Annotated in this window: 19 protein-coding genes; 12 read left to right on the top strand and 7 right to left on the bottom strand. The window is 72.5% G+C overall.

The window, feature by feature from the left end; all coding sequences use genetic code 11:
• Nucleotides 1-65: 65 nt before the first annotated feature.
• The 6 genes from QC283_RS06055 (at nucleotide 66) to QC283_RS06030 (ending at nucleotide 11,488) form a co-directional block, all read left to right on the top strand.
• Nucleotides 66-2,786 carry a protein kinase gene (locus QC283_RS06055; RefSeq protein ID WP_279560304.1) on the top strand — a complete coding sequence of 907 codons (2,721 nt, stop codon included), beginning with the start codon at nucleotides 66-68 and terminating at the stop codon, nucleotides 2,784-2,786.
• A gap of 145 nt (nucleotides 2,787-2,931) precedes the next feature.
• A complete protein-coding gene (locus QC283_RS06050) occupies nucleotides 2,932-4,800 on the top strand; it encodes a serine/threonine-protein kinase (protein WP_279560303.1) in 1,869 nt (622 codons plus the stop codon).
• Between the two features lie 116 nt (nucleotides 4,801-4,916).
• The gene (locus QC283_RS06045) at nucleotides 4,917-6,068 is read left to right on the top strand and encodes a serine/threonine-protein kinase (protein ID WP_279560405.1); all 1,152 of its coding nucleotides are present in this window, start codon (nucleotides 4,917-4,919) and stop codon (nucleotides 6,066-6,068) included.
• 80 nt (nucleotides 6,069-6,148) lie between these two features.
• The gene (locus QC283_RS06040; RefSeq protein WP_279560302.1) at nucleotides 6,149-7,885 is read left to right on the top strand and encodes a serine/threonine-protein kinase; all 1,737 of its coding nucleotides are present in this window, start codon (nucleotides 6,149-6,151) and stop codon (nucleotides 7,883-7,885) included.
• Nucleotides 7,886-8,016: 131 nt separating this feature from the next.
• Nucleotides 8,017-9,630, top strand: coding sequence for a succinic semialdehyde dehydrogenase (locus tag QC283_RS06035; RefSeq protein ID WP_279560301.1), 1,614 nt, complete (start codon nucleotides 8,017-8,019; stop codon nucleotides 9,628-9,630).
• Between the two features lie 40 nt (nucleotides 9,631-9,670).
• Nucleotides 9,671-11,488 (top strand): GMC family oxidoreductase, encoded by a 1,818-nt coding sequence (locus QC283_RS06030; protein ID WP_279560300.1) that lies wholly within the window; start codon nucleotides 9,671-9,673, stop codon nucleotides 11,486-11,488.
• Nucleotides 11,489-11,585: 97 nt separating this feature from the next.
• On the opposite strand, the gene QC283_RS06025 is transcribed toward QC283_RS06030, so the two are convergent.
• Together QC283_RS06025 and QC283_RS06020 are read right to left on the bottom strand one after the other, a co-directional pair.
• Nucleotides 11,586-12,605, bottom strand: coding sequence for an LPXTG cell wall anchor domain-containing protein (locus QC283_RS06025; RefSeq protein WP_279560299.1), 1,020 nt, complete (start codon nucleotides 12,603-12,605; stop codon nucleotides 11,586-11,588).
• Nucleotides 12,606-13,255: 650 nt separating this feature from the next.
• Nucleotides 13,256-13,579 (bottom strand): chorismate mutase, encoded by a 324-nt coding sequence (locus QC283_RS06020; RefSeq protein WP_279560298.1) that lies wholly within the window; start codon nucleotides 13,577-13,579, stop codon nucleotides 13,256-13,258.
• Nucleotides 13,580-13,922: 343 nt separating this feature from the next.
• Between QC283_RS06020 and guaA the strand changes: the two genes are divergently transcribed.
• Nucleotides 13,923-15,503, top strand: coding sequence for a glutamine-hydrolyzing GMP synthase (gene guaA / locus QC283_RS06015; RefSeq protein ID WP_279560297.1), 1,581 nt, complete (start codon nucleotides 13,923-13,925; stop codon nucleotides 15,501-15,503).
• A 9-nt stretch (nucleotides 15,504-15,512) separates the two neighbouring features.
• Here the strand turns inward: guaA and QC283_RS06010 are convergent, their stop codons facing one another.
• Together QC283_RS06010 and QC283_RS06005 are read right to left on the bottom strand one after the other, a co-directional pair.
• On the bottom strand, nucleotides 15,513-15,995 hold the full coding sequence (locus tag QC283_RS06010) for a pyridoxamine 5'-phosphate oxidase family protein (RefSeq protein ID WP_279560296.1): 483 nt from the start codon (nucleotides 15,993-15,995) through the stop codon (nucleotides 15,513-15,515).
• Nucleotides 15,996-16,067: 72 nt separating this feature from the next.
• Entirely contained in the window at nucleotides 16,068-16,994 is a 927-nt protein-coding gene (locus QC283_RS06005) for a DUF4429 domain-containing protein (RefSeq protein WP_279560295.1), read from the bottom strand.
• Between the two features lie 203 nt (nucleotides 16,995-17,197).
• Here QC283_RS06005 and QC283_RS06000 point away from each other — a divergent pair, with 203 nt between their 5' ends.
• Nucleotides 17,198-18,493: a hypothetical protein gene (locus QC283_RS06000; RefSeq protein WP_279560294.1), complete on the top strand. Its 1,296-nt coding sequence runs from the start codon at nucleotides 17,198-17,200 to the stop codon at nucleotides 18,491-18,493.
• 203 nt (nucleotides 18,494-18,696) lie between these two features.
• Nucleotides 18,697-19,218 (top strand): DoxX family protein, encoded by a 522-nt coding sequence (locus QC283_RS05995; protein ID WP_279560293.1) that lies wholly within the window; start codon nucleotides 18,697-18,699, stop codon nucleotides 19,216-19,218.
• 270 nt (nucleotides 19,219-19,488) lie between these two features.
• Here the strand turns inward: QC283_RS05995 and QC283_RS05990 are convergent, their stop codons facing one another.
• Nucleotides 19,489-19,734, bottom strand: a complete 246-nt coding sequence (locus QC283_RS05990; RefSeq protein WP_279560292.1) for a hypothetical protein — start codon at nucleotides 19,732-19,734, stop codon at nucleotides 19,489-19,491.
• Nucleotides 19,721-21,145 (bottom strand): PspC domain-containing protein, encoded by a 1,425-nt coding sequence (locus QC283_RS05985; protein WP_279560291.1) that lies wholly within the window; start codon nucleotides 21,143-21,145, stop codon nucleotides 19,721-19,723. The genes QC283_RS05990 and QC283_RS05985 overlap by 14 nt, the downstream gene beginning before the upstream one ends.
• Nucleotides 21,146-21,325: 180 nt before the next feature.
• Between QC283_RS05985 and QC283_RS05980 the strand changes: the two genes are divergently transcribed.
• From QC283_RS05980 to QC283_RS05970, 3 genes are all read left to right on the top strand, one after another.
• Nucleotides 21,326-22,618: an ATP-binding protein gene (locus QC283_RS05980; protein WP_279560290.1), complete on the top strand. Its 1,293-nt coding sequence runs from the start codon at nucleotides 21,326-21,328 to the stop codon at nucleotides 22,616-22,618.
• Nucleotides 22,615-23,361, top strand: coding sequence for a response regulator transcription factor (locus QC283_RS05975; RefSeq protein ID WP_279560289.1), 747 nt, complete (start codon nucleotides 22,615-22,617; stop codon nucleotides 23,359-23,361). The genes QC283_RS05980 and QC283_RS05975 overlap by 4 nt, the downstream gene beginning before the upstream one ends.
• 80 nt (nucleotides 23,362-23,441) lie before the next feature.
• Nucleotides 23,442-24,008 (top strand): chloramphenicol phosphotransferase CPT family protein, encoded by a 567-nt coding sequence (locus QC283_RS05970; RefSeq protein WP_279560288.1) that lies wholly within the window; start codon nucleotides 23,442-23,444, stop codon nucleotides 24,006-24,008.
• On the opposite strand, the gene QC283_RS05965 is transcribed toward QC283_RS05970, so the two are convergent.
• Nucleotides 23,965-24,441 (bottom strand): ATP-binding protein, encoded by a 477-nt coding sequence (locus tag QC283_RS05965; RefSeq protein WP_279560287.1) that lies wholly within the window; start codon nucleotides 24,439-24,441, stop codon nucleotides 23,965-23,967. The two genes, QC283_RS05970 and QC283_RS05965, sit on opposite strands and share 44 nt — an antisense overlap.
• Between the last annotated feature and the right edge of the window lie 106 nt (nucleotides 24,442-24,547).

Genomic DNA, 24,547 nt, shown 5'->3' with positions numbered 1-24,547 from the left:
CGTACGCAGCCGGAACGGCCCGCCGGACGAACGGAATTGACCGACGGGCTGCCGGGGGTGGCGACGTGGACGACTATGCGGGACGGGTACTCGTCGACCGCTACCGCCTGCCCCTGCCGCCGTCCGACGAGTACGAACTCACCGAGAGCCGGGCCTTCGACACCTACAGCGGGCAGGAAGTCCTGGTCCGCCAGGTGCCGCTGCCGGAGGTCGTCGAGGCCGAGGTGCTCGACGCGGACGGCCTGCCCGAGGGCTTCACGGCCCGGGACGGCGGCGCCCGGCACCCCGGGAGGCGGCCGGCGGACGCGCGCGGTGGCACCCGGCGGCCGGTCGACCCGGTGGTGCGTCGTGCCGTCGAGGCGGCACAGGCCGCGGCCGCGGTCCCCGACCATCCGCGTCTGGACCAGGTCTTCGACGTGTTCGCCGAGGGCGGTTCGCTGTGGATCGTCAGCGAACTGGTGGCCGCCAGGCCACTGGCCGCCCTGCTCGCCGAGCAGCCGCTGACGCCGTACCGGGCGGCCGAGGTGGCCTCCGACGTCCTCCTCGCGCTGCGGGTGCTGCACACGTACGGCTGGGTGCACCGCAACATCACCGCGCGCACGGTGCTCGTCTGCGACGACGGGCGTGTGGTGCTGACCGGCCTGGCGGTCGGTGCGGCGGAGGAGGCGCTGTGCGGCTACGACCCGGTCCCCGCCCCCGAGGGCGAGGAGGACCGAGGTGCCGCGGTCGCCCCTGACGGGACCTTCGGCCGGGGCGGTGGCGCGGAGAACGGGGTCCTTGGTCCTGGTGGCCCCGGCCCTGGGCCTGGTCCTGGTGCCGCTGGTGCGGATGTCCGGCTTTCCGGTCCGGGTGGTGCAGGTCCCGGTGTCACCGCTCCCGGGGGCGTGCGGACCGGTGTCCCGGGACCGGTCGGTGCCGATCCCGAGGCCGCCCGGCGGGCCGCCATAGAGGCGCGGACCGCGGGCGGGCTGCCGGTGACCGGTGCCCAGGGGCCGGGCGGCGCCGCCGGACTCGCCCCCGCGCCGGTCGACGCCGGTGGAGACGTCCGCGCCGCGCGCGCCGGGGCGATCGCCGCGTACCGCGCCGGTGCCAGGGCAGCCGCTCGCGTCCAGGAGGCGCAGAACGGCCGCGCGGCCCTGCCCGGCGCCCGCCCCGCCCCCGACAGCGACACCGCCCAGCGGTCCCGTATCCCCGGCACGTCCTCCTTCGGCGCGCAGCCCACCGAGGCGGCCGGTCACGGCGCCGCCCCGCCCGGGCAGATCGACGACCCCTACGGCGTACGTACGACCTCCTGGCACGGCGCCACACCCCGCCCCACCGGCGACCCGGCCCCCACCACTCCCATCACTCCCATCACCTCCACCGCCCCTTCCGCTCCGTCTGCTCCCTCCGCTCCGTCGGGCGGACGGGCCCTGCCCGCCAGTCCGCGACCGGAGCCCGGCCCCGCGACGACCGCCGAGGTTCCCGGGCCGACCGCCGGACACTGGGACGACCTGGTCACCCGCACCCCCGCGCCGCGCGGTCCGGCCACCGCACTCGTCGCCGAACGGGCACGCCAGACGCGGATGGCCGTGGTCGGGCCGGTGACCGAGCGCTGGGCGCCGGAACAGGCCGGGCCGGTGCACGAGAACTGGCAGCTCGCCGCCCCCATCGGACCCGCCACCGACCTGTGGGCGCTGGGCGCGCTGCTCTTCCGCGCCGTACAGGGGCACGCGCCCTACCCGGAGGAGTCGACCGCCGAGCTGGTGCAGATCGTGTGCGCGGAACCGCCGGCGTTCGCCGAGGAGTGCGGACCGCTGCGGCCGGTCGTGGAGTCGCTGCTGCGTCAGGACCCCACCGAACGCATCGACTTCGAGGAACTGAGCGGCTGGCTGCGCTCGCTGGTGCGGTCCGCGCCCGAACCGGAGGCCGGCCTGCACGTCATCTCGGCCCCGCCCGCCGAGACCGGCCGGCTGCCCATCGTGCGCCGGCGGGGCGAGCTGGTGCGCAGGCGGCGCGCCGGGCTGCCCGCGCACCACGGACGCCACAAGCGGGGCAGACAGGAGACGTCTCGTTCGCCGCGCAGCCTCGGCCGGACACTGCTCCTGCTGATACTGCTCGCCCTGGCCGGAGCCGTCGCCTACGCGATGTTCTTCATGCCGAAGGGCGACACAGGCGGCACCGGCGGCACCGACCGGACGGGCGCCGCGGGCGAGGCGAGCCCGGCGCCGCCCGAACGCTCCCCGGATGTCAGCAGCGAGCCCAGGCCGGAGCAGACGTCCCCGAAGTCCGACCCCAGTGCCTCGCAGACGGAGACCGGCTCCACCGAGACGCAGACCAACGACCCCGGCGTCGCCGACGGGTTCACGCTGCGCGAGGACGCCGAGGGCTTCCGCGTCGCCGTCGCCGAGGGCTGGGACCGCACGCCCCGCAACGGCAGCGGCCAGGTCGTCTACGCGAAGGGCGACTTCGAGCTCATCGTCGTACCGGGCCGGGACCGCGCGACCGAGTTCGGGGACGATCCGATGGTCTACCAGCGTGACAGCGAGCCCGAGTTGGAGTCGTACCGCGCCTCCAGCTGGGCCACCTCCAGCGGCCTGAAGACCATCGAGGTCGGCGGACGCACCATGGCGGAGGGGCAGTTCACCTGGAACGCGGCCGACGGCGGCGAGCTGTACGTGCGTAACGTCGCGACGCTGATCGACGGGCGCTACCACGTGGTGCAGGTGCGTGGCCCGGTGGCGGAGCGGGAAGAGGTGACCCGGCTGTTCGAACAGGCCTCGGCGACCTACCAGTACACGGGCTGAAGGCAGTTCGGCCCGATGGTTGCCTCCAGTCACGGAAAGCGACAACCGTCACAGAGCGGGTTACGGGGCACCCCACCCGTTCCCCGGGCGGCGCTCGGTCCCTAGTCTGGCCCTGACAAGAGCATTGCGGGGCAACGTGAATCAGATGCAGGGCCGGCTCGTCGCGGGCCGTTACCGGCTCGGCGAGACCATCGGCAGCGGCGGCATGGGCCGGGTGTGGCGCGCACACGACGAGGTGCTGCACCGGGCCGTCGCCATCAAGGAGTTGACCGCCGCGCTCTACGTCTCCGAGAGCGACCAGGCGATCCTGCTGACGCGCACCCGGAGCGAGGCGCGCGCGGCGGCGCGGATCAACCACTCGGCCGTCGTCACCGTGCACGACGTACTCGAACACGACGGCCGGCCCTGGATCGTGATGGAGCTGGTCGAGGGCCGCTCGCTGGCCGACGCGGTCAAGGAGGACGAGCGGGTCGAGCCGCGCGAGGCGGCCCGTGTCGGACTGTGGGTGCTGCGGGCCCTGCGCGCCGCGCACACCGCCGGCGTCCTGCACCGCGACGTCAAGCCCGGCAACGTACTGCTCGCCGACGACGGCCGGGTGCTGCTCACCGACTTCGGCATCGCGCAGATCGAAGGCGACTCCACCATCACCCGGACCGGAGAGGTCGTCGGCTCCGTCGACTACCTGGCGCCCGAACGGGTGCGCGGCCACGACCCCGGTCCCGCCTCCGACCTGTGGGCGCTCGGCGCGACGCTGTACACGGCGGTGGAGGGCAGGTCGCCGTTCCGCCGCACCTCACCGCTCACCACCATGCAGGCGGTCGTCGAGGAGGAGGCCACCGAACCCCGGTACGCCGGACCGCTCGGGCCCGTCATCAGCGCGCTGTTGCGCAAGGAGCCGGCCACGCGGCCCGACGTGACCGAGACCGAGCAGATGCTCGCGGAGGCGGCGGAGGGGCGGCGGCCGAACGCGGCCCAGGCGTACGTGCCGACGCGGTACTCGGGCTCACGGGGGCAGAACGACACACCCCACCCCGGGACACCGGGACCGGCGGGCGGGACCACCGCGACGCCGTACCAGCCGATGACCGGCCCCACGGTTGCCGGCCCCATGGCGGCCGGTCCGATGGCGGTCGATCCCACTGCGGCCGATCCCAGGGCGGGTGGCCCTATGGCGGGCGGCCCTACGGCGGGCGGCCCCACGGCCATGGGTCAGCCACCGACGGGTCAGCCACCGATGGGTCACCCGCAGATGGGCCACCCGCAGATGGGGCACGCGGCGGGCGGCACCGTGCCGATGGGCCAGGCACCGGCGGGCTACCCGCCGGCCGGCGGCCCCCCGCAACGCTCCCGGCGCCGCCGCCTGCGCACGCTCGCCCTGATCATCGCCGTCGCCGCCCTCATCGGCGCGGGCACCGCCGTGGTGCTGCAACAGCGGAACCAGGGCGGCACGGAGGCGAGTCCGGGCGCCTCCGACTCCACGTCCCCGTCCCCGTCTCCCTCCCCCTCCGCCACCTCCGGCAAGAACCCCGGCGGTTCCGTCCCGGCCGGCTGGGTCCGCCGGGACGACCCGGTGGGTTTCAGCCTCTACCTGCCCGAGGACTGGCAGCGGGTGCCGTTCGACGAGGAAGGCGAGCTCCAGCAGATCGACTACACCCCCGACAACGGCAACCACTTCGTCCGCATCGCCGTCGACACCGCTCCCGACTACAACGACCCGTACGCCCACCAGCTCGACCTCGATCTGCAGCTCCAGCAGCGCCTGGTCGACTACCGGCGCGTCGGCCTGGAACGGACCACCTACCGCGACCACGACAGCGCCCGCTGGGAGTACACCTGGACCGCGCTGCCGAAGGACACCGAGTTCCCCGGTCCGCGCCGCGCCGTCGAGGAGACGTACATGTCCCGGGACGGGGTCGAGTACGTCATCTTCATGGCGGGGCCCGTCGAGGACTGGGAGACCACGCGGCAGCAGTTCCGTACGGTGTTGCAGAGCTGGCAGGAGAAGACCGTCTGATCGTCCGGACCGCGCCGTGCGATGGCCAAAAGCCGTCGTAACCGCGTCCGAGCGCCCGTCGGTTGTCGGCCACCCGGGTCGCGGCGGCCCGGAGCCGGCCCGTCCGGTGGGGCATGATGGGACGCATGATGACCGAGGGGGCGGGCGGGCGTGTCATCGCGGGCCGTTACCAGCTCCATGAGCGGCTCGGCCGCGGCGGCATGGGCATCGTGTGGCGGGCGACCGACCAACTGCTCGCCCGCGAGGTGGCCGTGAAGGTACTCCCCCTCGACGAGACCCTCTCGGCGGCCGAGGCCCGGCGGCGCCGTGAGCGCACCCTGCGCGAGGCCCGCGCCGTGGCCCAGCTGAGGCACCCGCACGTCATCGTCGTGCACGACGTCGTCGAGGACGACGAACGCGCGTACATGGTCATGGAGCTGGTCGACGGCGGCTCGCTCGCCGACCGCGTCCTCGGACAGGGCCCGGTCGACGCCACGGAGGCGGCCCGGATCGGCATCGCCCTGCTGGACGCCCTGGGCACCGCGCACGCGGCCGGCATCCTGCACCGGGACGTGAAGCCGTCGAACGTGCTGGTGGCCGAGGACGGCCGGATCGTCCTCACCGACTTCGGCGTGGCCCAGGTGGCGGGCGCCACCACCCTCACCGAGACCGGCTCTTTCGTCGGCTCCCCCGAGTACACCGCCCCCGAACGGATGTCCGGCGCCGGGACCGGGCCGGAGTCCGACCTGTGGTCGCTGGGCGTGCTGCTGTGCGCGGTACTCAGCGGCGCATCACCCTTCCACCGGGACTCGCTGGGCGGTGTCCTGCACGCCGTGGTCACCGAGGAGATCCACCCGCCCGCACAGGCCGGGCCCATCCTCCCGGTCGTACGGGGCCTGCTGGAACGCGACCCGCAACGGCGGCTGGACGCGGCGGAGGCGGAACGGATGCTGCGCGCCTTCCTGTCCACGGGCCGTACGCCCGCGCCGCCCGGCAGCGCTGAACCCCGGCGCGTGACGCGGGGCGTGCTCATGGCGGTTCTGCTGGTCGTCGCGGCGGCGGGCGCGGGTGTCACGGCGGCGGCACTGCTCGCGGACGGTGACGGGGGCGGGGGCGGTACGCCGACGAGTTCGGCACCCGTGACGCCGACGACGGAGCCGACGGCCCGGCCGACGACGGAGCCGACGACCCGGCCGACGACCCAGCCGACATCCCGGCCGACGACGGAGCCGATATCACCGTCCTCGCCCCCCTCGGAGCCCCCCGCAACGCACCTAAACGGGAGATAAGCGGCAGTGCGCGTCACGGGTCTGTGACCGCGCGCCACCGGTGGTGGATACGGGCCGCGCGGCGCGATATGGATGGACCCATGAGCAGCAACGGGGGACCCCGCAACGGGTCGGACGAGCCGACGAGTTTTGGCCTGCAACCACCGAATCCGCCGGTCGCCGTGCCGCATCCCGGCAACCCGTACGCGGCACCCACCCAGGTCGTGCCGCCCCAGTCGTCACCGTCACCGCAGTCGGCGTTCCCGACCCCGTCCCCGTCCCCGTCGGCGCCGCCTCCCGGGTCCGAGGAGTCGCCCACGCGGGAACCGGGCGCCGGGCGGCTCATCGCCGGCCGCTACCGGCTGATCGCCAAGCTCGGGCACGGCGGCATGGGCACGGTGTGGCGGGCCAAGGACGAGACCGTGGACCGCGAGGTCGCCGTCAAGGAGCCCCGCGTACCCGACCACCTCCCCGGACGTGAACGGGACAACGCCTTCGAACGGATGCGCCGCGAGGCGCGCGCCGCGGCCCGGCTCGACCACCCCGCCGTGGTCAACGTGCACGACGTGGCCGTGGTGGACGACCAGCCGTGGATCGTGATGGAGCTGGTGCGGGGCCGCACGCTCGGCGACGCGTTGCAGGAGGGCACGCTGGACGCGCGCGAAGCGGCCAGGGTCGGCCTGGAGGTGCTCGGCGCACTGGACGCCGCGCACGCGGCCGGCATCCTGCACCGGGACGTGAAACCGGACAACGTACTGCTGGGCCGGCACGACCGGGTCGTCCTCACCGACTTCGGCATCGCCCAGATCGAGGGCGAGACCAACCTGACCGACACCGGCGGCTTCGTCGGCTCGCCCGAGTACATCGCGCCGGAACGGGTGCTGGGCCAGCGCCCCGGCCCGGCGAGCGACCTGTGGTCGCTGGGCGTGGTGCTGTACGCGGCGACGGAGGGCGTCTCGCCGTTCCGCCGCAGCAACACCCCCGCCACGCTCCAGTCCGTGCTCAACGCCGCGCCCGCGCCGCCCGCCTCGGCGCGGGGGCCGCTGGCCGAGGTCATCACGGGTCTGCTGGACAAGGACCCGGCGCGACGCCCGGACGCCGCCCGGGTCCGGGCCCTGCTGGACGCCGCCGCGAACCCGCCGGCGCCGGCACCCACCCAGGTCGTACGGGTCGCCGAGGGGCACGGACCGGCCGGGCCGGGGTCCAGGTGGAGCGTCCGGCTGGGCCGCAACGCGTGGATCACCCTCGGCGCGCTGGTCGTCGCGGCGGCGGTGGCGTCGTACCTGGTGGTCGCGGCCCCCTTCGCGGGGCCCTTGCCGGAAGGCTGGAAGCGGCACGAACTCCCCGACAAGGCGGGCATGAGCGTCGCGGTGCCGGCCGACTTCGTGAAGCCGAAGAAACACGCCGACGACTGGGACGGCACCAACGAGACGTTCACCGACCCGAGCGGGATGGTCGTCGTCCACGTGGACCGGGACATCAAGGCCGACGACGAGGACGGCGACTTCCCCGCCACCGCGAGCGCCCACGCCTGGGCGGACTGGGACAAGCTCAAGGACGGCGACTACGCCCGGGACATCGCGGACGCCCCCGCTCCCAAGGGCGAACCGGTCGAGACCGAGTACAAGGGCGACAAGGCCGCCGAGAACACCGTCGAATACACGACCACGGACTCGCAGAACCCACGTGACCGCGAGTACCACGTGCTCTACTACACGGCCGGGAACGGCGACAACTACCGGGTCTCGATCGACTACCCCGGCAGCGGCTACTTCGTCGACGAGGGACGTGAGATCGCCCGGACGGTGGTCGCGAACTGGGAGGTCGGGAATTCCTGAGGGCGGTTCCGCCCCGTAACGCGCTGATCAGCGGGTTTGTTGCCAGCGATCACTGGCATTGTGTGAGCACTCGGTGAATCCCCATTACCGACGGGTACACAAAGCCCTCGCGGCGTCATACCCTGCGGCTCATGACGGACGCGCACGCCCCGGAACTGACCGGCACGAACCCCCTCGCCCCCGCCCCCGAGGGCGCCCGCACCGCTGCCGACGTGGTCACGCCCGAGCTGGTCGCCCAGCTCACCAAGGGCGTGGCCGGCTCCGGCCGCACCGCCAACCACACGCCGTTCACCGGCGAGAAGCTGGCGGACCTGCCCGAGTCGACGCCGGAGGACGTGGCCGGCGCCTTCGAGCGGGCCCGCGCCGCCCAGGCGGTGTGGGCGCGCATCCCGGTGCGGCAGCGCACCGCCGTCCTGCTGCGCTTCCACGACCTGGTCCTGGAGCGCCAGGCCGAGGTCCTCGACCTCATCCAGCTGGAGACCGGCAAGGCCCGCCTGCACGCCCACGAGGAGGTGCAGGCCGTCGCCGTCGCCGCCCGGCACTACGGCCGCAAGGCGCCCGCGTATCTGCGGTCCAGGCGGCACACCGGCGCCGTACCGACCCTGACGAAGGTCACCGAGCTGCGTCACCCGCGCGGCGTCGTCGGCCAGATCGCCCCCTGGAACTACCCGCTGGAGCTGTCCGTCGGCGACGCGCTCCCCGCGTTCGTCGCGGGCAACGCGGTCGTCATGAAGCCCGACACCGAGACCTGCCTGACCGCCCTGTGGGCCCGTGACCTGCTCATCGAGGCCGGGCTGCCGGCCGAGGTCTTCCAGGTCGTCCTCGGCGACGGCCCGGTCGTCGGCCCCGAGGTCGTCAGGCACGCCGACTACGTCTCCTTCACCGGCTCCACCCGCACCGGCCGCGAGGTCGCCCAGGGCGCCGCCGCCCGCCTGGTCGGCGTCTCCCTCGAACTCGGCGGCAAGAACGCCATGCTGGTCCTTCAGGACGCCGACATCGAGAAGGCCGCCGCGGGCGCCGTCCGCGCCTGCTTCTCCTCCGCCGGCCAGCTCTGCATCTCCATCGAGCGGCTCTACGTCCACGAGTCGGTCGCCGACGCCTTCCTGGAGCGCTTCGCCGCCCGCACGAAGGCCATGCGGCTCGGCACCTCCCTCGCCTACGGCGCCGACATGGGCTCGCTGGTGGGGGAGCGGCAGCTGGAGACCGTGAAGGCGCACGTGGCGGACGCCGTGGAGCGGGGCGCGAAGCTCGTCGCCGGCGGCGTCGCCCGCCCGGACATCGGCCCGTACTTCTACGAGCCGACCATCCTCGACGGGGTCGCGGCCCCCATGACCGTGTGCGCCGAGGAGACCTTCGGCCCGGTCGTCTCCGTCTACCGGTTCAAGACCGAGGACGAGGCGGTCGAACACGCCAACTCCACGCCGTACGGTCTGAACTCCTCGGTCTGGACGAAGGACGCCCGGCGCGGCCGCGACGTCGCGACCCGGCTGCGTACCGGCACGGTCAACATCAACGAGGGCTACGCGTCCGCCTACGGCAGCGTCCAGTCCCCGATGGGCGGCATGAAGGACTCCGGCCTCGGCCGCCGGCACGGCTCCGAGGGCATCCTCAAGTACACCGAGGCCCAGACGGTCGCCCACCAGCGGCTGCTGCCGATGGCGCCGTCGCTGGGGATGGACGACGCCGCGTACGCGGCCTTCATGAGCCGGAGCCTGCGCCTGATGAAGGCGTTCCGCCTCCGCTGAGCAGTCCGCCACCCGTACCCGTTCTCAACGAGGAGAGCACGTGTCACAGGAGAAGTCCGTCCAGACCCGGGACGAGAACGGGTACGACTACGACGTCCTTGTCGTGGGATCCGGCTTCGGCGGCTCCGTGTCCGCCCTCCGCCTGACGGAGAAGGGATACCGGGTCGGCGTCCTGGAAGCGGGCCGTCGCTTCACCCGGGAGTCGCTGCCGAAGAACTCCTGGGACCTGAGGAACTACCTCTGGGCACCCAAGCTCGGCATGTTCGGCATCCAGCGCATCCACCTGCTCGGGAATGTCATGGTCCTGGCAGGAGCCGGTGTCGGCGGCGGCTCCCTCAACTACGCCAACACCCTCTACGTGCCGCCGAAGCCCTTCTTCGACGACCCCCAGTGGCGGGACATCACCGACTGGCACGACGAGCTGACGCCGTACTACGACCAGGCCCGGCGGATGCTCGGCGTCCGCCTCAACCCGACGATGACCCCCTCCGACGTGCACCTGAAGGCCGCCGCCGAGCGGATGGGCGTCGGCGACACCTTCCACATGGCGCCGGTCGGCGTCTTCTTCGGCGACGGCGAGGACGCCGACGGCACGACGCGGGCGAAGCCGGGGGAGCGGGTGGCCGACCCCTACTTCGGCGGCGCGGGCCCCGACCGCAAGGCCTGCAACGAGTGCGGCGAGTGCATGACCGGCTGCCGTCACGGCGCGAAGAACACCCTCAACGAGAACTACCTCTACCTCGCCGAGAAGGCGGGCGCCGTCGTGCACCCCATGACGACGGTCGCCTCGGTCACCGAGGACTCGCGCGGCGGGTTCGCGATCGCCACCCTCCCCACCGACCGCCAGAAGAAGGGGACGGGCCGCACCTTCACGGCCCGCCGGGTCGTCATGGCCGCAGGCACCTACGGCACCCAGACCCTGCTGCACCGCATGAAGGCGGGCGGACAGCTCCCGCACATATCCGACCGGCTCGGTGAGCTGACCCGCACCAACTCCGAGGCCCTGGTCGGCGCCCAGACCGACGACCGGCACTACCGCAGGGCCACCGGCGAGTCGCGGGCCGACTTCACGCGCGGCGTCGCCATCACGTCCTCGATCCACCCGGACGCCGACACCCACATCGAGCCGGTCCGGTACGGCAAGGGCTCCAACTCCATGGGCGGCCTGTCCATCCTCCAGGTCCCGTACGCCGGGCAGACCGCCTCGGGCGCGTCCCGCGTCCTGGGCTTCCTGGGCCACGCGGTCAGGCATCCCACGCTGGTCCTGCGCTCCCTGTCCACACGGCGCTGGTCGGAGCGGACCATCATCGGCCTGGTGATGCAGTCACTGGACAACTCCCTGACGACCCACCTGAAGCCGACGGGCGTCGGCAAGGGCCTGCTCACCGCCCGCCAGGGCCACGGCTCGCCCAACCCCAAGCAGATCAAGGCGGCGACGGAAGGCGCCTCGGCCCTCGCGGCCGAGATCAACGGCTTCGCCGGCTCCAACGTCGGCGAGCTGATGGGCACCCCGCTCACCGCGCACTTCCTGGGCGGCTGTCCGATCGGCGCCTCCCGCGAGAGCGGCGTCATCGACCCGTACCACCGGCTCTACGGCCACCCCGGCATCTCGGTCGTCGACGGTGCCGCGGTCTCGGCGAACCTGGGCGTCAACCCGTCCCTGACCATAACGGCCCAGGCCGAGCGGGCGATGTCGTACTGGCCGAACAAGGGCGAGAGCGACCCGCGCCCGGCCCAGGGAACGGCGTACGAGCGTCTGCCCGCCGTCGAGCCCAAGTCCCCGGCGGTCCCGGCGGAGGCCTTCGGCGCGCTGCGACTGCCGTTCCTGGGGATACCGGCGGTGCCCCCGAGGAAGTAGCGGACGCGGTCACCGCACGGAACACACAGAAGGACCTGCGCCCCCCTCCGAGCGCAGGTCCTTCCCGTCTGGCGGCGGGCCGTGCCGGCCCCGCCGGTTACGCCTCGGCGCCGGCCTTACGGCGCCGCATCGCGAACACCGCGCCGCCACCGAGGACGACGGCGAGTCCGCCGACGAGCCCGATCGTCGGCAGCGCGGAGCTGGAGCCGGTCTCGGCGAGGCTGCCGGTGACCTGCGGCGTGTTGCTCGCCGGCTTCTTCACGCTGACGGGCGCCTTGCCGCCTTCCTGCGGCTTGGTGCCCTCCGTGTCCGTGCCGGCGGCCACGATCTGGAACTGGTAGGCGACGTCACCGAAGCCGGTGCACTCGCCGTCCGAGTCGCCGTAGATGGTCGCGCCGAGCGTGAAGCCGGCGCCGACGGGGGCGGAGGCCTTCACGTTGATCCGCATCGGGATGTCGACCTCGTAGTCGGGCGCCAGCTCGTCGGTGTAACCGATGTAGCCGACCGCGTAACCGATGTCGTTGAGGTCTTCCCAGATCTTGTCGTCGGGGTTCCAGGCCTGGAGGCTGACCTTCTTGCTCTCGAACAGCTCCTCGCCGTTCCGGTCGGCGGACGCGCCGGCCAGGTACTCGAGGTTCTGGAGGGTGGAGCCGGAGTTGTTCGCCACGTTCAGCGAGAACTTGTGCCAGCCGCTGCCCACCGCGATCTTGCCGGGCAGGCCCGCGATGCTGACGTCGACCTTGGTGTCCTCGCACACGGACGGCTCGGGGTCCGGGGTCTCCGTCTCCTCGGGAGCGGAGGTGCTCGGCGACGGGTCCGCGGGCGCCGTCGTGGTCGTCTCCGACCCGCTGGGAGCGGGGGTGCCCTCGTCGTCCGTCTCGCTCGGGGACGTGCTCACCGAGTCGCTCGGAGCGGGCGTCTCGCTCGTCGACTCGCTCTGGGACGGTGACGCCCCGGTGGACGGGTCCGTGGTCGGATCGCCCGTGGAGCTGCTGGACGTGGCGGTCGGGGACGGCGACGCGTCACCGGTCGCATAGGCGGCCGGGGCGGCGAGCAGCGCGACCGGGGTGATCACTGCCGTGGCGGCCGCTGCCGCCATGGCGCGACGAAGCTTCATGAAGACCTCAGGTGGTCCGGCGTACCGCGTGCGGCGATACGGGAGAGTCAGGGAGGCCTCCGCGTGTGGGGGCGCGGGTGTGGCCCTTGGTTCGGTCCGTACGCCTGTTTGATCAGTGAAACCTGTGAATGGTTGCCCCCGAGCTCACAGAACCTTTATGTGTCCTGCGTCACCAACGGGCAGGCTGGGGGCTGGTGGTGGGACGTCGGGAGGCGGGGGACGGGCGACGGCATGGCGAAGGGCCCCGCGGGATGTGCGCCGCGGGGCCCTTCCTCAGCCAGCACCGGCGTCAGTCAGGGCGGCGCCGGTGCCTCGGAAGCGGCGCCGGGGGGTTGCGCCGCTGGCTTCGAATGGCAATGCAGTCGAGTGGGCCGACGGGGAACTCGGTCGCCCCGTCGGCCGGCCCCGGGCGTCCCCGGAGCCGGCCGTTCTCTTGGGTGACCGGGCTGCTGTCCCCTGCCGTCCGGTCACTTTCCTGGAGCGAGGTCCCACGACGTACGGCACGGCCGTCCGTCTCATCGCTCCAGCGAGCCACGCGTGGTTCTTTCGGGCCCGCCCCTGGCTGACACGGACACAGGGACCAACGAGGCGGCTCGCGTCCTGGTCACGCGCCGTACGGGTGAGAAGGTGCCCGAACTGGGCTACGACACTCAGACGCGCCCCCGACACAGCTCCAGCATCGTCATCGCCAGCGCCGTACCCGGCCTGCCCAGCGCCTGGCGGTAGTGGTCGAGGACCTCCATCTCGCGGGAGAGGTTCACGCGACGGCCGCCGGAGGTGATGCGCGCCTCCTGGATGACGGCGGAGACGGCCATCCGTTCCTGGATCAGCCCGATGATGCGGTCGTCGAGGGCGTCGATGCGTTCACGTGCGCCGGTGATCACGTCGGCGGCCTCGGTGGTGCGGGCGCCGGTCTTGTCGGCCGCGGTGCTCTTGGCGGCCGTGGTGCTCTCGTCTGCTGCGGTGACGGTCATGTCGGTGGCTCCTCGTCGAAGGGCGGTGGTGCCCGGAGCGACAGGACCCGGAAACGCCAGACGCCCCGGGCCTTGTCGGCCCGGGGCGCCTGGGAAGTCGCTTGTCAGTTGCTCAAGCAGCACGACCATGGCAGCCGGTGGGCCGGTTGCCATAGGTAAAGAGGAAGGTCTGGTGCGTGAGCATGGCCTCAGTATGCCCCGGAGACGGACGGTGTCCAAGCCGGTTCGCATGGTGAGACCTGGAGGAGGGGCGGCCCTGGCGTCGTGGCCGGGGCGGGGCCACCTGCCCGTCTCGGTAGAATCGGCAGTACAAGACCCCCGCCCGACCGCCGGAAGGCACCCCGTGTCATCAGCGACTCCCGCTGCCGCCGCCCCCGACACCGTCCTGGTCGTCGACTTCGGCGCGCAGTACGCCCAGCTCATCGCCCGCCGTGTCCGCGAGGCGCGGGTCTACAGCGAGATCGTGCCGAGCTCCATGCCGGTCGCGGAGATGCTCGCCAAGAACCCGGCGGCCATCGTCCTCTCCGGCGGCCCCTCGTCGGTGTACGAGCCCGGCGCCCCGACCCTGGACCGCTCCCTGTTCGAGGCGGGCGTCCCCGTCTTCGGCATGTGCTACGGCTTCCAGCTGATGGCGCAGACCCTCGGCGGCACCGTCGACAACTCCGGCGCCCGTGAGTACGGCCGCACCGAGCTGTCGGTCTCCAAGCCGTCCTCCACCCTCTTCGAGGGCACCCCGGCCGAGCAGGCCGTGTGGATGTCCCACGGCGACGCCTGCTCCGCGGCCCCCGAGGGCTTCACCGTCACCGGCTCCACGGACGTCGTCCCGGTCGCCGCCTTCGAGAACGACGAGAAGAAGCTCTACGGCGTCCAGTACCACCCCGAGGTGATGCACTCCACGCACGGGCAGCAGGTGCTGGAGCACTTCCTGTACCGGGGCGCGGGCCTGCGCCCGGACTGGACCACGGGCAACGTCATCGAGGAGCAGGTCGCGGCGATCCGCGAGCAGGTCGGCGACAGGCGCGCCATCTGCGGCCTGTCCGGCGGCGTGGACTCCGCCGTCGCCGCCGCCCTCGTCCAGAAGGCCATCGGCTCCCAGCTGACCTGCGTCTACGTCGACCACGGCCTGATGCGCAAGGGTGAGACCGAGCAGGTCGAGAAGGACTTCGTCGCCGCGACCGGCGTGCAGCTGAAGGTCGTGGACGCCGAGGAGCGGTTCCTCAAGGCGCTGGCCGGCGTCTCCGACCCCGAGGAGAAGCGGAAGATCATCGGCCGCGAGTTCATCCGGGTCTTCGAGCAGGCGCAGCTGGAGATCATGCGGGAGGACGGCCCCGAGGTCGCCTTCCTCGTGCAGGGCACGCTCTACCCGGACGTCGTCGAGTCCGGCGGCGGCACCGGCACCGCCAACATCAAGTCCCACCACAACGTGGGCGGCCTCCCCGACGACATCGAGTTCGAGCTGGTCGAGCCGCTGCGCCAGCTGTTCAAGGACGAGGTCCGGATGGTCGGCCAGGAGCTCGGCCTGCCGGACGAGATCGTCCAGCGCCAGCCCTTCCCGGGTCCGGGCCTCGGCATCCGGATCGTCGGCGAGGTCACCAAGGAGCGGCTCGACCTGCTCCGCGAGGCCGACGCGATCGCCCGCGAGGAGCTGACCGCGGCCGGCCTCGACCGTGACATCTGGCAGTGCCCCGTGGTGCTGCTCGCGGACGTCCGCTCCGTCGGCGTCCAGGGCGACGGCCGTACCTACGGCCACCCGATCGTGCTGCGGCCCGTCTCCTCCGAGGACGCGATGACGGCCGACTGGTCCCGGCTGCCGTACGACGTTCTCTCCAGGATCTCGACGCGGATCACCAACGAGGTCAAGGACGTCAACCGGGTCGTCCTCGACGTGACCTCGAAGCCGCCGGGGACGATCGAGTGGGAGTGATCCCCGGCCCTACGCGCGCCTGACCGTGCGCAGGGGCTCCCCGGGCTGCCAGATCTGAACGACCAGGCTGGCGCCCTCGACGCAGGTCCGCACGACCTCCGTCAGTTCGGTACGGAAGAGGTGGAACGGCTCCGGCGGTTCCACCTCTTTCACGTACGCGGCCCGCCTCTCGGGGTCCTCGACCTCGATCGCCCGGCCGCCGATTCGCACGTCCCCACCGCCCATACCGGTGCCGTCGCCCGGATTCGCCTGCAACGCGAACCGCGGGTCACGGCGCAGGTCGAGCGCCTTCAGCGAGCCCGGCATCATGCCGAACCACAGTTCGCCGCCCAGGAAACGCACCTCCAGCCCGGTGGTGCGGGGCGAGCCGTCCTTGCGCAGGGTGGCGAGGGTGTGGTGGGTGTACGCGCCGAAGCGCGCCTCGACGGTGGCGGCCAGTGCGGGTTCGGCGGCGGCGAACTCGGCCCAGTTGGCGTCGGTGCTCGATGTCATACACCGAGTGTGGATCCAATACCCGACACCTCCTGTCGGATATCGAACTCGGGAACTCGGGAACTCGGGAACTCAGAAACTCCGGAGTACGGCCGCTTTGGTCATGGCGAACTCCGCGTCCGTGAGCACGCCGCTGCGATGCAGGTCGCCCAGCTCGCGCAGCCGGCGCAACAGGACGTCGTGATGATCGGCCGGAGGCGGTACGGCGGTCGGCGCGTCGGTCGGCACGGCGTGTTGTACGGCGGATGGTGGTGAGACGGTCGCGCGCCGCCGGCAGGCGCCGCGCGTACCGGCCGACGGGTGCGGCAGCCGGGCCGTGACCGCGGTGGCGATCAGTGCGGTGAGCAGGTCGCGGCGGGCGCTGCCCCACAGATCCAGGGCGTACGGGTCCTTCTCCGGCGGCAGTGCGGCGAACGCCGTCTCCCGGGTCACGAACCGCAGGAAACCGTCCTCCGAACCCGAGTTGGGCAGCCACTCGACCTGCGTCAGATCGCCGACGGCGATGATCCGCGGGCCGGCGGCGCGCTTGATCCGGTCGGAGGTGTCGGCCCAGTCGATCCGGACCTGGGTGCCGTCGAAGGAGACCGTGCCGTCCGAGGAACGCGCCGAGACCGGCACCGGCGGCCCGGGCAGCAGGTAGGCCTTCGTGGGCTCCTTGGGGATCTGGTCGAGGAGCAGCGCGTGGCGGATCTCCTCGGCGACGTACTCGGCGACCCCGCGGCGATCGGTCTCCACCGTGAGCCGGTACGGGTCCGCCGCGTCGGGCAGCCGGCCGCCGGTCGCCTGGAGGAGGGGGTCGGCGCCCTCACGCAGCCGCAGCCGCAGCCGCCCGCGTTTGCGTTCCGGCTCGTGGGCGATGCCCGCGACGGCCTCCAGCGGCACCGAGACCTCTCCGTACGTCTGCCGGAACAGCGACACCGAGCGGTGCCGACCCGGTGTGATCCGTACCGTACTGCCGTCGAACGCCCAGGTCCCGTCGCGCTGGATGATCTCGGCCATAAGGGAATTCTCGCAGTCGGGTCAACATGGCGGTCCGCGTGTCACCCGCGCTGAGCAGAGCGGACCGGGGGCGGCAGGCGCGCGGGGGGTGGTGTACGGCACAATTCGCTTCCGTCCCATGGGACTTACGGGTTCTGCCGCGGGTGGTGCCTTGGTTGTCGTTGCTGGATTTTCGCAGGGGTTCGGGAAGGCGGGCGTCGGTCGTGGCGGTGCAGGAGGCGAGACGCGGGAGCGGCTCGGACAAAGGCGCGTACGAGGCGGCGCACGGGGGCGGCTGCACCTGCGGGGACTGCCCGCACGGCGCCCGTGAGGGGCACCGTCGAGCGGTCGCCGCGTTCCTGCTCAGGCGGGACGAGTTCGCCGCCGGGCAAGGTCTGCCGGCCGCGGTGGCCCACTCGGCCTCCGCCTCCCGGCAGTGGGTGTCGGAGGAGCTGACCCAGTCCGCGGGGCTCGTCGCCGAACGCGGTCGCGCCGAGGGCCGGGCGTGGCTCGCGGGCCTGGGGCGCCGCACGGCGGCCGTCGTGTGGGCGGCGGTCGTGCTGCTGCTCCTCTGGCAGTCGCTCACCGCGATCGGGGCCGGCTGGACGGCGGCGCGCACCGCCGGGCTCGCGGCGGCGCTGGTCGTGGCCGGTGCGCTGACGGCGGCGTCGTGGTTCCACCGGGCGCGGGGTGGGGCGCTGGCTCCGGTCATCGGCGAGGACAACCGCCTGTCCACGTCCCGGGCCGTCGCGGCGGTCTGGGTGCTCTTCGTCGCCTACGCGGTGCTTGTCCTGGCCGGGCAGTTGGCGGTGGCCTCGGGCCACGGCCGGCGGGACGCGCTGATCTCCGGGCTCGAACTCGCTCGGGGCGTCGGTGCGGTGACCGTGCTCGCGGTGGTGTGCGGGATCGCGGTCCTAGTACGGCGGGTGGTCGGACTGCGGGTGCTGGGGCAGCGGCTGCAGAAGGTTCGGGCGGACCGGCCGCGCGCGGCCGACCTGTTGACGGACGACGCGGGACGCGGGTCCTTCGCCGACATCCAGTACGTGGTGATCAGCACCGTCGCCCTGGTGTTCGCGGCGGTACGGCTGGCCCGGCGCCCGGAACAACTGCCCGACCTGCCCTGGGGACTGGCGGTCGTGGTACTGGTCTCGGCGGCGACCTATATGGCGGGGAAGTACGCGGAGGGCGGGCGTCCCGTGGTCCTCTCCGTGGTCCGGGCACGGGAGGCCGGGGACCTGGACGCCCCGATCCGCACCGGCGACGACATCGAGATCCGCGGCGCCGGCTTCGTACCGCCCGGCGCCCAGGGTGCGGACCGGCTGTCCCGGATGGTCGTCCGTATCGGCGCGGTCAACGTCCACGTGCCCCTCGTCCCCGTAACGGGCGGCTTCAGCAACCCCACGGACGACCTGCTGACGGTCCCGATGCCCGCGGACGTGGAACCGGGCCGGGTGGACGTCCAGGTGGTCACGAGCGCGGGTGTGGAGACCAACCGGTACGCCATCGACGTGACGGACTGACGCCCACTCGCGTCCGCTGCCGACCGGCAGCCTCTCGAAACGGCAGCGTCTCGAAGCGGCAGCGTCTCGAAGCGGCAGCCTGTCGAAACCGACAGGAAGAAACCTGCCGAAGGAGGACTGAGCGGCGGCCTGTCGTACGTATGGTCTGTTGAGAGGGCTCGGCACGCGCGGGCGAGAGGCGGCTGGCAATGATGACTCAAGGTATGCGGACGGATGCGTACACCTCGCATCCGGGCGGCGGCGGAGACTGGCGGGACCACGCCACCCGGTACGCCCTCCTGCCTCTACGGATCTTCCTGGGCGTCACCTTCATCTACGCGGGCCTGGACAAACTCACCGACAGCGCCTTCATGAAGGACGCGGGCGCCGGCTCCGTCGGCGACATGATGCGTACCGTCCGCGATTCCTCGGCCATCCCCTCCCTGGTCGACCTGGCTCTGAAGAGCCCCGCCGGTTTCGGCTACGCCATCGCCCTGGGCGAGCTGGCCGTCGGCATCGGCACTCTGCTCGGGCTGTTGACCCGGCTGGCGGCGCTCGGCGGCGCGCTGATCTCCCTCAGCCTGTGGCTGACCGTCAGCTGGGCCTCCGACCCGTACTACTACGGCAATGATCTCGCCTACTTGATGGCCTGGACCCCGCTCGTCCTGGCGGGTGCCCCGCTGCTCTCCCTGGATGCCGTCCTGCGCTCCCGGCGACGACAGCGGACGGGCGGCGGGTACCAGTAGGCTCCGCCGCGTCGACCGGTGGCCGTGCCGGCCCCGTCGGCTGAGTCGGCGGCCGGATTGCCGTCCGATGGCTGGCTCGGAGTGCCCTCCGATGGCTCAGGTCCCCTGGGGGACCGACCCTCCGCGTAATGCGTGAACTTTTCTGCCGACGTGTTCATGCCCCGCTCGTATGAGCGGCTCGGCCTGAGGGGTGACCAGCGGCGTCCCCGTGAGTCGCATCCCGCTGGGTCGGTCCTGCCGGGCACCGGCCGTCCGAAGCGCCGTCAGCCGTCACCCCGAGAGGTCCGCGCGGGGCCCGCCCTCCTTCGCCGCGCGGAGCGCCCCGCGGCGTCGGTGCACGGCCCGGGCGCAGACTCCGACCGCTCCCGCGGTGCAGAGCCCGCCCACGACGACGGGGATCACCACGAACCACGGCGTGTCCCAGAGGCCGCCCGCGTCGCCGGCGTAGATGACGCCCGCCAGGGTCAGGAAGAAGCCGGCGACCAGTCGGCCGGGCTGGAACCTATGACGCAGCACGGGACACCTCCGCCTGTCCGACGCCGACCTGGAGGTCGAGGTCGAGCGTGCCGGCGTCCTTGCCGTCCGTGGTGGGGGACAGGGTGATCTCCTTGTGCTTGCCCGGTGCCACGTCCACGTCCTGCTTGTCGTCGCCCGGCAACTGGATGTCGCCGACGCCCACCTCGACGCTCAGCCGCACGGTCACGTCCTGCGGCACGACGACCCGTATTCGGCCCAGGCCCACGTCGGCCCGGGTGGTCACCGTCTGCCCCTTGGCCAGGTCGAGCCCGGACAGGTCGAGGGTGCCGCTGCCGGCGCCGATGTCGTACTGCTCGCGTACGCCGGCCACCGTCGTGGGCTCCCAGGTGGTCCGGACCCACTCCGTGCCGACGTCCTTCGGCACGGCCGCCGTACCGGCGAGCAGACCCGCCGTGATGACCGCCAGGAAGATCGAACCGGCTCCCGTGCGCCCCAGGAAGGCGCTGACCGCGATGCCGATGCCGAAGACGGCGAGCGCGCAGGCCAGGCCGGTCTGCAAACTGGTGCCGAGCGGCTGCTCGTCCCAGGTCAGCCGGGTGCCGAGGAAGCCCGCGAGCAGGGCGAGGAGGAAGACCCAGCCGCCGATTCCGCGAGGTCCGCGCGGCTGCGGGTGCCGCGAGCGCCGGTCGTCGGCGGCAGGCCGGTCGCCGCCCCGGACTCCACGGCCGATGTTGACGGCCGCCGCGATGTCACGCTCCTCGGAGTCCGGTGGGCCCCACAGATATCCCGTCCCGCCGATGTGGGTGCCGTCCTTGACTATGGGGTCGCGCCACCAGGAGGGCCAGGTGAACATGATCGGCGGCGCCTGGGCCTCCGGCGGGGCGTCGGCGACGGCCTGGGCGGAGAGGGGATCGGGGGCGGGGGCCCTGCGCTGCCGGGACCAGTAACCGGCGCCCGCGAGCAGGAGGGAGAGGACGACGCCGAAGGTCAGCACCCCGCCGTTGTTCAGCATGGTCAGGAAGACCCCGCAGCCGACCAGGGCGAACAGCACGGCCGCCAGCGCGTGGCCGTCGACCCGGCCGGTCAGCAGCTTGCGCACCTCGTTCTCGTCCTCGTCGTCGTAGGGGACGAAGAGCCAGGCGAAGCCGTAGAAGATGAGGCCGATGCCGCCGGTCGCGGAGAGCACCGCGAGGGTGATCCGGAAGATGACCGGATCCATGTCGCACTGCCGTCCGAGGCCGGCGCACACCCCGGCGAGCGTCTTGTGCCGCCGGTCGCGCTGGAACTTGTGCGGCGGACCGGGGACATCGGGGCCGGCGGGGACGCCCGCCTCGGTTGCGGCACCCGCGGCATCCGCGGCGGGCGCGGCATCCTGCGGCCCGGCGCCCATCGGTGGGCGCGGGCCGGGACCGGGTCCCGGACCCGTCGCGGCGTGCTCGTGATCTGTCATGAGTCCATGGTGACGGGCGCGGCGCCGTGACGGCAGTCGGTTCGACCCTGGTCGGACCCTGATATCGGCCCTGACGCGAGGCCGGGGGAACGTTCGAAGCGCCGGGGGGTCGAAGATCAGGGGAGTCTCGGGGACCGACCCTGATGCTCCGGCTCCCACCGCCGTGTGACCATCAGTGTCATGCCGGAAGCCGCAGCAGCACCACTCGTCGAACCGCGGCCGCCGCGCAAGCTCTACCGCAGCAGCGACGGACGCTGGCTCGGTGGCGTGGCGCGGGGGCTCGCCGGGCACCTCGGGCTGCCCGTCATCTGGGTACGGTTCGTCTTCGTAGGCCTGTTCATGGCCGACGGTCTCGGCGCGCTGCTGTACGCGGCCTTCTGGTTCTTCGTACCGCTGGGCGTCGGCGGCGTCGACGCCCAGCGGCCGCCGTCCCTCGTCACCTCCGAGACCTCACCGGACGGCCGCCGCAGACTCGTCACCCGCAAGCCCGACAAGGGCCAGATCGTCGCCCTGCTCCTCATGGTCGTCGTCGCCCTGGTCTTCGTGGGGAATGTCGACCTCAGCGGCGGAGCCAAGGCCTACCTCTGGCCGACCGTGCTCGTCGGCGCGGGCGTCGCCCTCGTCTGGCGCCAGGCGGACAACGCCCGCCGGGCCCGCTGGGCCGAGGTGGGGCGCCACCGGCGCACCGTCACCCTGCTGCGCTCCGTGGCCGGCGTCCTGCTGGTGACCGCCGGTGCCACCGGCATCTTCGTCCTGCAGGGATCCGCCGCCCACCTCGGCTCCGTTCTCCAGGCGGCCCTCGCCGTCCTCGTCGGTATAACGCTCCTCGCCGGCCCCTACCTGGTGCGGATGACGCAGGACCTCTCGGAGGAGCGGCTGATGCGCATCCGGGCGCAGGAGCGCGCCGAGGTCGCCGCCCACGTCCACGACTCGGTGCTGCACACCCTGACCCTGATCCAGCGCAACGCGGAGAGCGCGAGCGAGGTGCGCCGCCTCGCCCGGGCCCAGGAGCGCGACCTGCGCGCCTGGCTCTACAAGCCGGAGGGCAACGGCAAGGACGAGGACGACGAGCCCACCACGCTCGCCGAGGCCGTGAAGCGCAACGCCGCGGAGGTGGAGGACAAGCACGGCGTGCCCATCGAGGTCGTGGTCGTCGGCGACTGCCCCCTCGACGAGAGGATCGCCGCACAGATGCAGGCCGGACGCGAGGCGATGGTGAACGCCGCCAAGTACGGTGGCGAGGGCGGCGCCGTTCAGGTCTTCGCCGAAGTCGAGGGCAGGACGGTCTTCGTGTCCGTCCGGGACCGAGGCCCCGGCTTCGACCTCGAGTCGATACCCGCCGACCGGATGGGTGTCAGAGAATCGATCATCGGCCGTATGGAACGCAACGGCGGCACGGCGCGGCTGCGCGCGGTGCCGGACGGCGGCACGGAGGTCGAGCTGGAGATGGAGAGGGCGGAGAAGACGTCATGAGCGAGTCGACCGAGGCGAACGGAAACGCGGGAGCGGGCGAGGCGGCCCAGCCCGCACAGCCGGCGAACGGCGGCGCGGCGGAGCGTCACGTGCGCGTGGTGCTCGTCGACGACCACCGCATGTTCCGCACCGGCGTCCAGGCCGAGATAGGCCAGACCGCCGAGACCGGCGTCGAGGTCGTCGGCGAGGCCGCCGACGTCGACCAGGCCGTCACGGTCATCACCGCGACCCGCCCGGAAGTGGTCCTCCTCGACGTACACCTCCCGGGCGGCGGCGGTGTCGAGGTCCTGCGCCGCTGCGCCCCCTTGATGAGTGACGCGGAGCAGCCCGTCCGCTTCCTCGCCCTGTCCGTGTCGGATGCGGCGGAGGACGTGATCGGCGTGATCCGTGGCGGCGCCCGCGGCTACGTGACCAAGACGATCACGGGCACGGACCTGGTGAACTCCGTCTTCCGCGTCCAGGAGGGCGACGCCGTCTTCTCCCCGCGCCTGGCCGGGTTCGTCCTCGACGCGTTCGCTTCCACCGACGCCCCGCCCGTCGACGAGGACATGGACCGACTCACCCAGCGCGAGCGCGAGGTGCTGCGCCTGATCGCCCGCGGCTACGCGTACAAGGAGATCGCCAAGCAGCTGTACATCTCGGTCAAGACGGTCGAGTCCCACGTCTCGGCGGTCCTCCGCAAGCTCCAGCTGTCCAACCGCCACGAGCTGACACGGTGGGCGACGGCGCGGCGGCTGGTGTGAGCACGCGGGGTGGCCGGGCGAAGGGGATACGCCGATAGGGAGACCCTGACACGGCCCCAGCAGCGTGTGATCATGCGTGCATGGCGTCTGGGCGGATCATCTTCCTCAACGGCACCTCCAGTTCGGGAAAGTCGAGCATCGCTCGGGAGCTTCTGGCGATCCTGGACGACGGCGTCTTCTTCCACATGGCGGTCGACACCTTCAACGCGATGCGGAGCAAGCGAGAGCTCGGGGCCGACGAGCTCGATGCCGCGTTGCGGCGGACCCGGATGGGCTTTCACCGCTCGATCGCGGCCATGGCCGAGGCGGGCAACGACATCGTGGTCGACCATGTGCTGAGTGAGCCGTGGCGGCTGCTCGACTGCCTGACGTTGTTGCCGGCGAAGGACGTACTGTTCGTCGGTGTGCGTTGCCCGCTGGACGAGTTGACCCGACGCGAGCTCGCCCGGGGTGACCGCCCGTCGGGCCTCGCCGCCCACCAGTACGAGCGTGTGCACAGCCACGGTGACTATGACCTGGAGTGCGACACGGGCACGGCGAGCCCGCGTGAGTGCGCGCAGCGGATCAAGGACTTCCTCCCGCACCGTCCCAGCCCCACCGCCTTCACCCGGCTCCGCCTGAAGCACGTCGGCTCGCCTGTTCGCTGACCCCCGGCGCGAGTGACATCTCGAACCACACCTCCTTGCCGATGCCGCAGTCCCTTCCCCGCGCGCCCCAGTCGTCCGCCAGCGCCACCACCAGCGCGAGGCCTCGGCCCGACATGTCGTCCGGGCCGGCCGTGGCGGGTGCCGGAAGCGTGGCGTCGGCGTCCGTCACCGTGACGCGGAGGCGGTCGTCCGTGAGCAGGCAGCGGGCCCGGATCTCGCGGCCGGCCGGGACCCGGGCGTGGCGGTACGCGTTCGTCATCAGCTCGCTCAGGAGGAGTTCCGCCGTGTCCGTCACGTCCTGCGGCAGCTCCCAGGAGGCCGCCTGATCACGGAACAGCGCGCGTGCCCGGCCCACACTGCGCGCGCGACGCGGTAGTCGCCACTCGATGTCTTTCGGGGTCGTCGTAGGCAGTGGCGGCCACGGGGTCTGCATGCGCTGTTCATTCCTTGCGTCGATGTTTCACGGTTGGCGAGATCACCGTCCCGGCTCGCGCGTAGCCTCACGAGTGACGGAGCGGGTACAGCGAGTGCCTGTACCC

The organism is Streptomyces sp. DH41 (assembly GCF_029813785.1).
Taxonomy (GTDB): domain Bacteria; phylum Actinomycetota; class Actinomycetes; order Streptomycetales; family Streptomycetaceae; genus Streptomyces.
The sequence above is the reverse complement of the archived record's forward strand: the minus strand, read 5'-3'. Positions and strand labels throughout refer to the sequence as shown.

Excerpts from the sequence above, each read along its gene's own strand:
- QC283_RS06050 (WP_279560303.1), top strand. The coding sequence starts at position 2,932 with ATGCAGGGCCGGCTCGTCGCGGGCCGTTACCGGCTCGGCGAGACCATC.
- QC283_RS06045 (WP_279560405.1), top strand. The coding sequence starts at position 4,917 with ATGGGACGCATGATGACCGAGGGGGCGGGCGGGCGTGTCATCGCGGGC.
- QC283_RS06040 (WP_279560302.1), top strand. The coding sequence starts at position 6,149 with ATGAGCAGCAACGGGGGACCCCGCAACGGGTCGGACGAGCCGACGAGT.
- QC283_RS06035 (WP_279560301.1), top strand. The coding sequence starts at position 8,017 with ATGACGGACGCGCACGCCCCGGAACTGACCGGCACGAACCCCCTCGCC.
- QC283_RS06025 (WP_279560299.1), bottom strand. The coding sequence starts at position 12,605 with ATGAAGCTTCGTCGCGCCATGGCGGCAGCGGCCGCCACGGCAGTGATC.
- QC283_RS06020 (WP_279560298.1), bottom strand. The coding sequence starts at position 13,579 with ATGACCGTCACCGCAGCAGACGAGAGCACCACGGCCGCCAAGAGCACC.
- QC283_RS06010 (WP_279560296.1), bottom strand. The coding sequence starts at position 15,995 with ATGACATCGAGCACCGACGCCAACTGGGCCGAGTTCGCCGCCGCCGAA.
- QC283_RS06005 (WP_279560295.1), bottom strand. The coding sequence starts at position 16,994 with ATGGCCGAGATCATCCAGCGCGACGGGACCTGGGCGTTCGACGGCAGT.
- QC283_RS05995 (WP_279560293.1), top strand. The coding sequence starts at position 18,697 with ATGCGGACGGATGCGTACACCTCGCATCCGGGCGGCGGCGGAGACTGG.
- QC283_RS05985 (WP_279560291.1), bottom strand. The coding sequence starts at position 21,145 with ATGACAGATCACGAGCACGCCGCGACGGGTCCGGGACCCGGTCCCGGC.
- QC283_RS05980 (WP_279560290.1), top strand. The coding sequence starts at position 21,326 with ATGCCGGAAGCCGCAGCAGCACCACTCGTCGAACCGCGGCCGCCGCGC.
- QC283_RS05975 (WP_279560289.1), top strand. The coding sequence starts at position 22,615 with ATGAGCGAGTCGACCGAGGCGAACGGAAACGCGGGAGCGGGCGAGGCG.
- QC283_RS05970 (WP_279560288.1), top strand. The coding sequence starts at position 23,442 with ATGGCGTCTGGGCGGATCATCTTCCTCAACGGCACCTCCAGTTCGGGA.
- QC283_RS05965 (WP_279560287.1), bottom strand. The coding sequence starts at position 24,441 with ATGCAGACCCCGTGGCCGCCACTGCCTACGACGACCCCGAAAGACATC.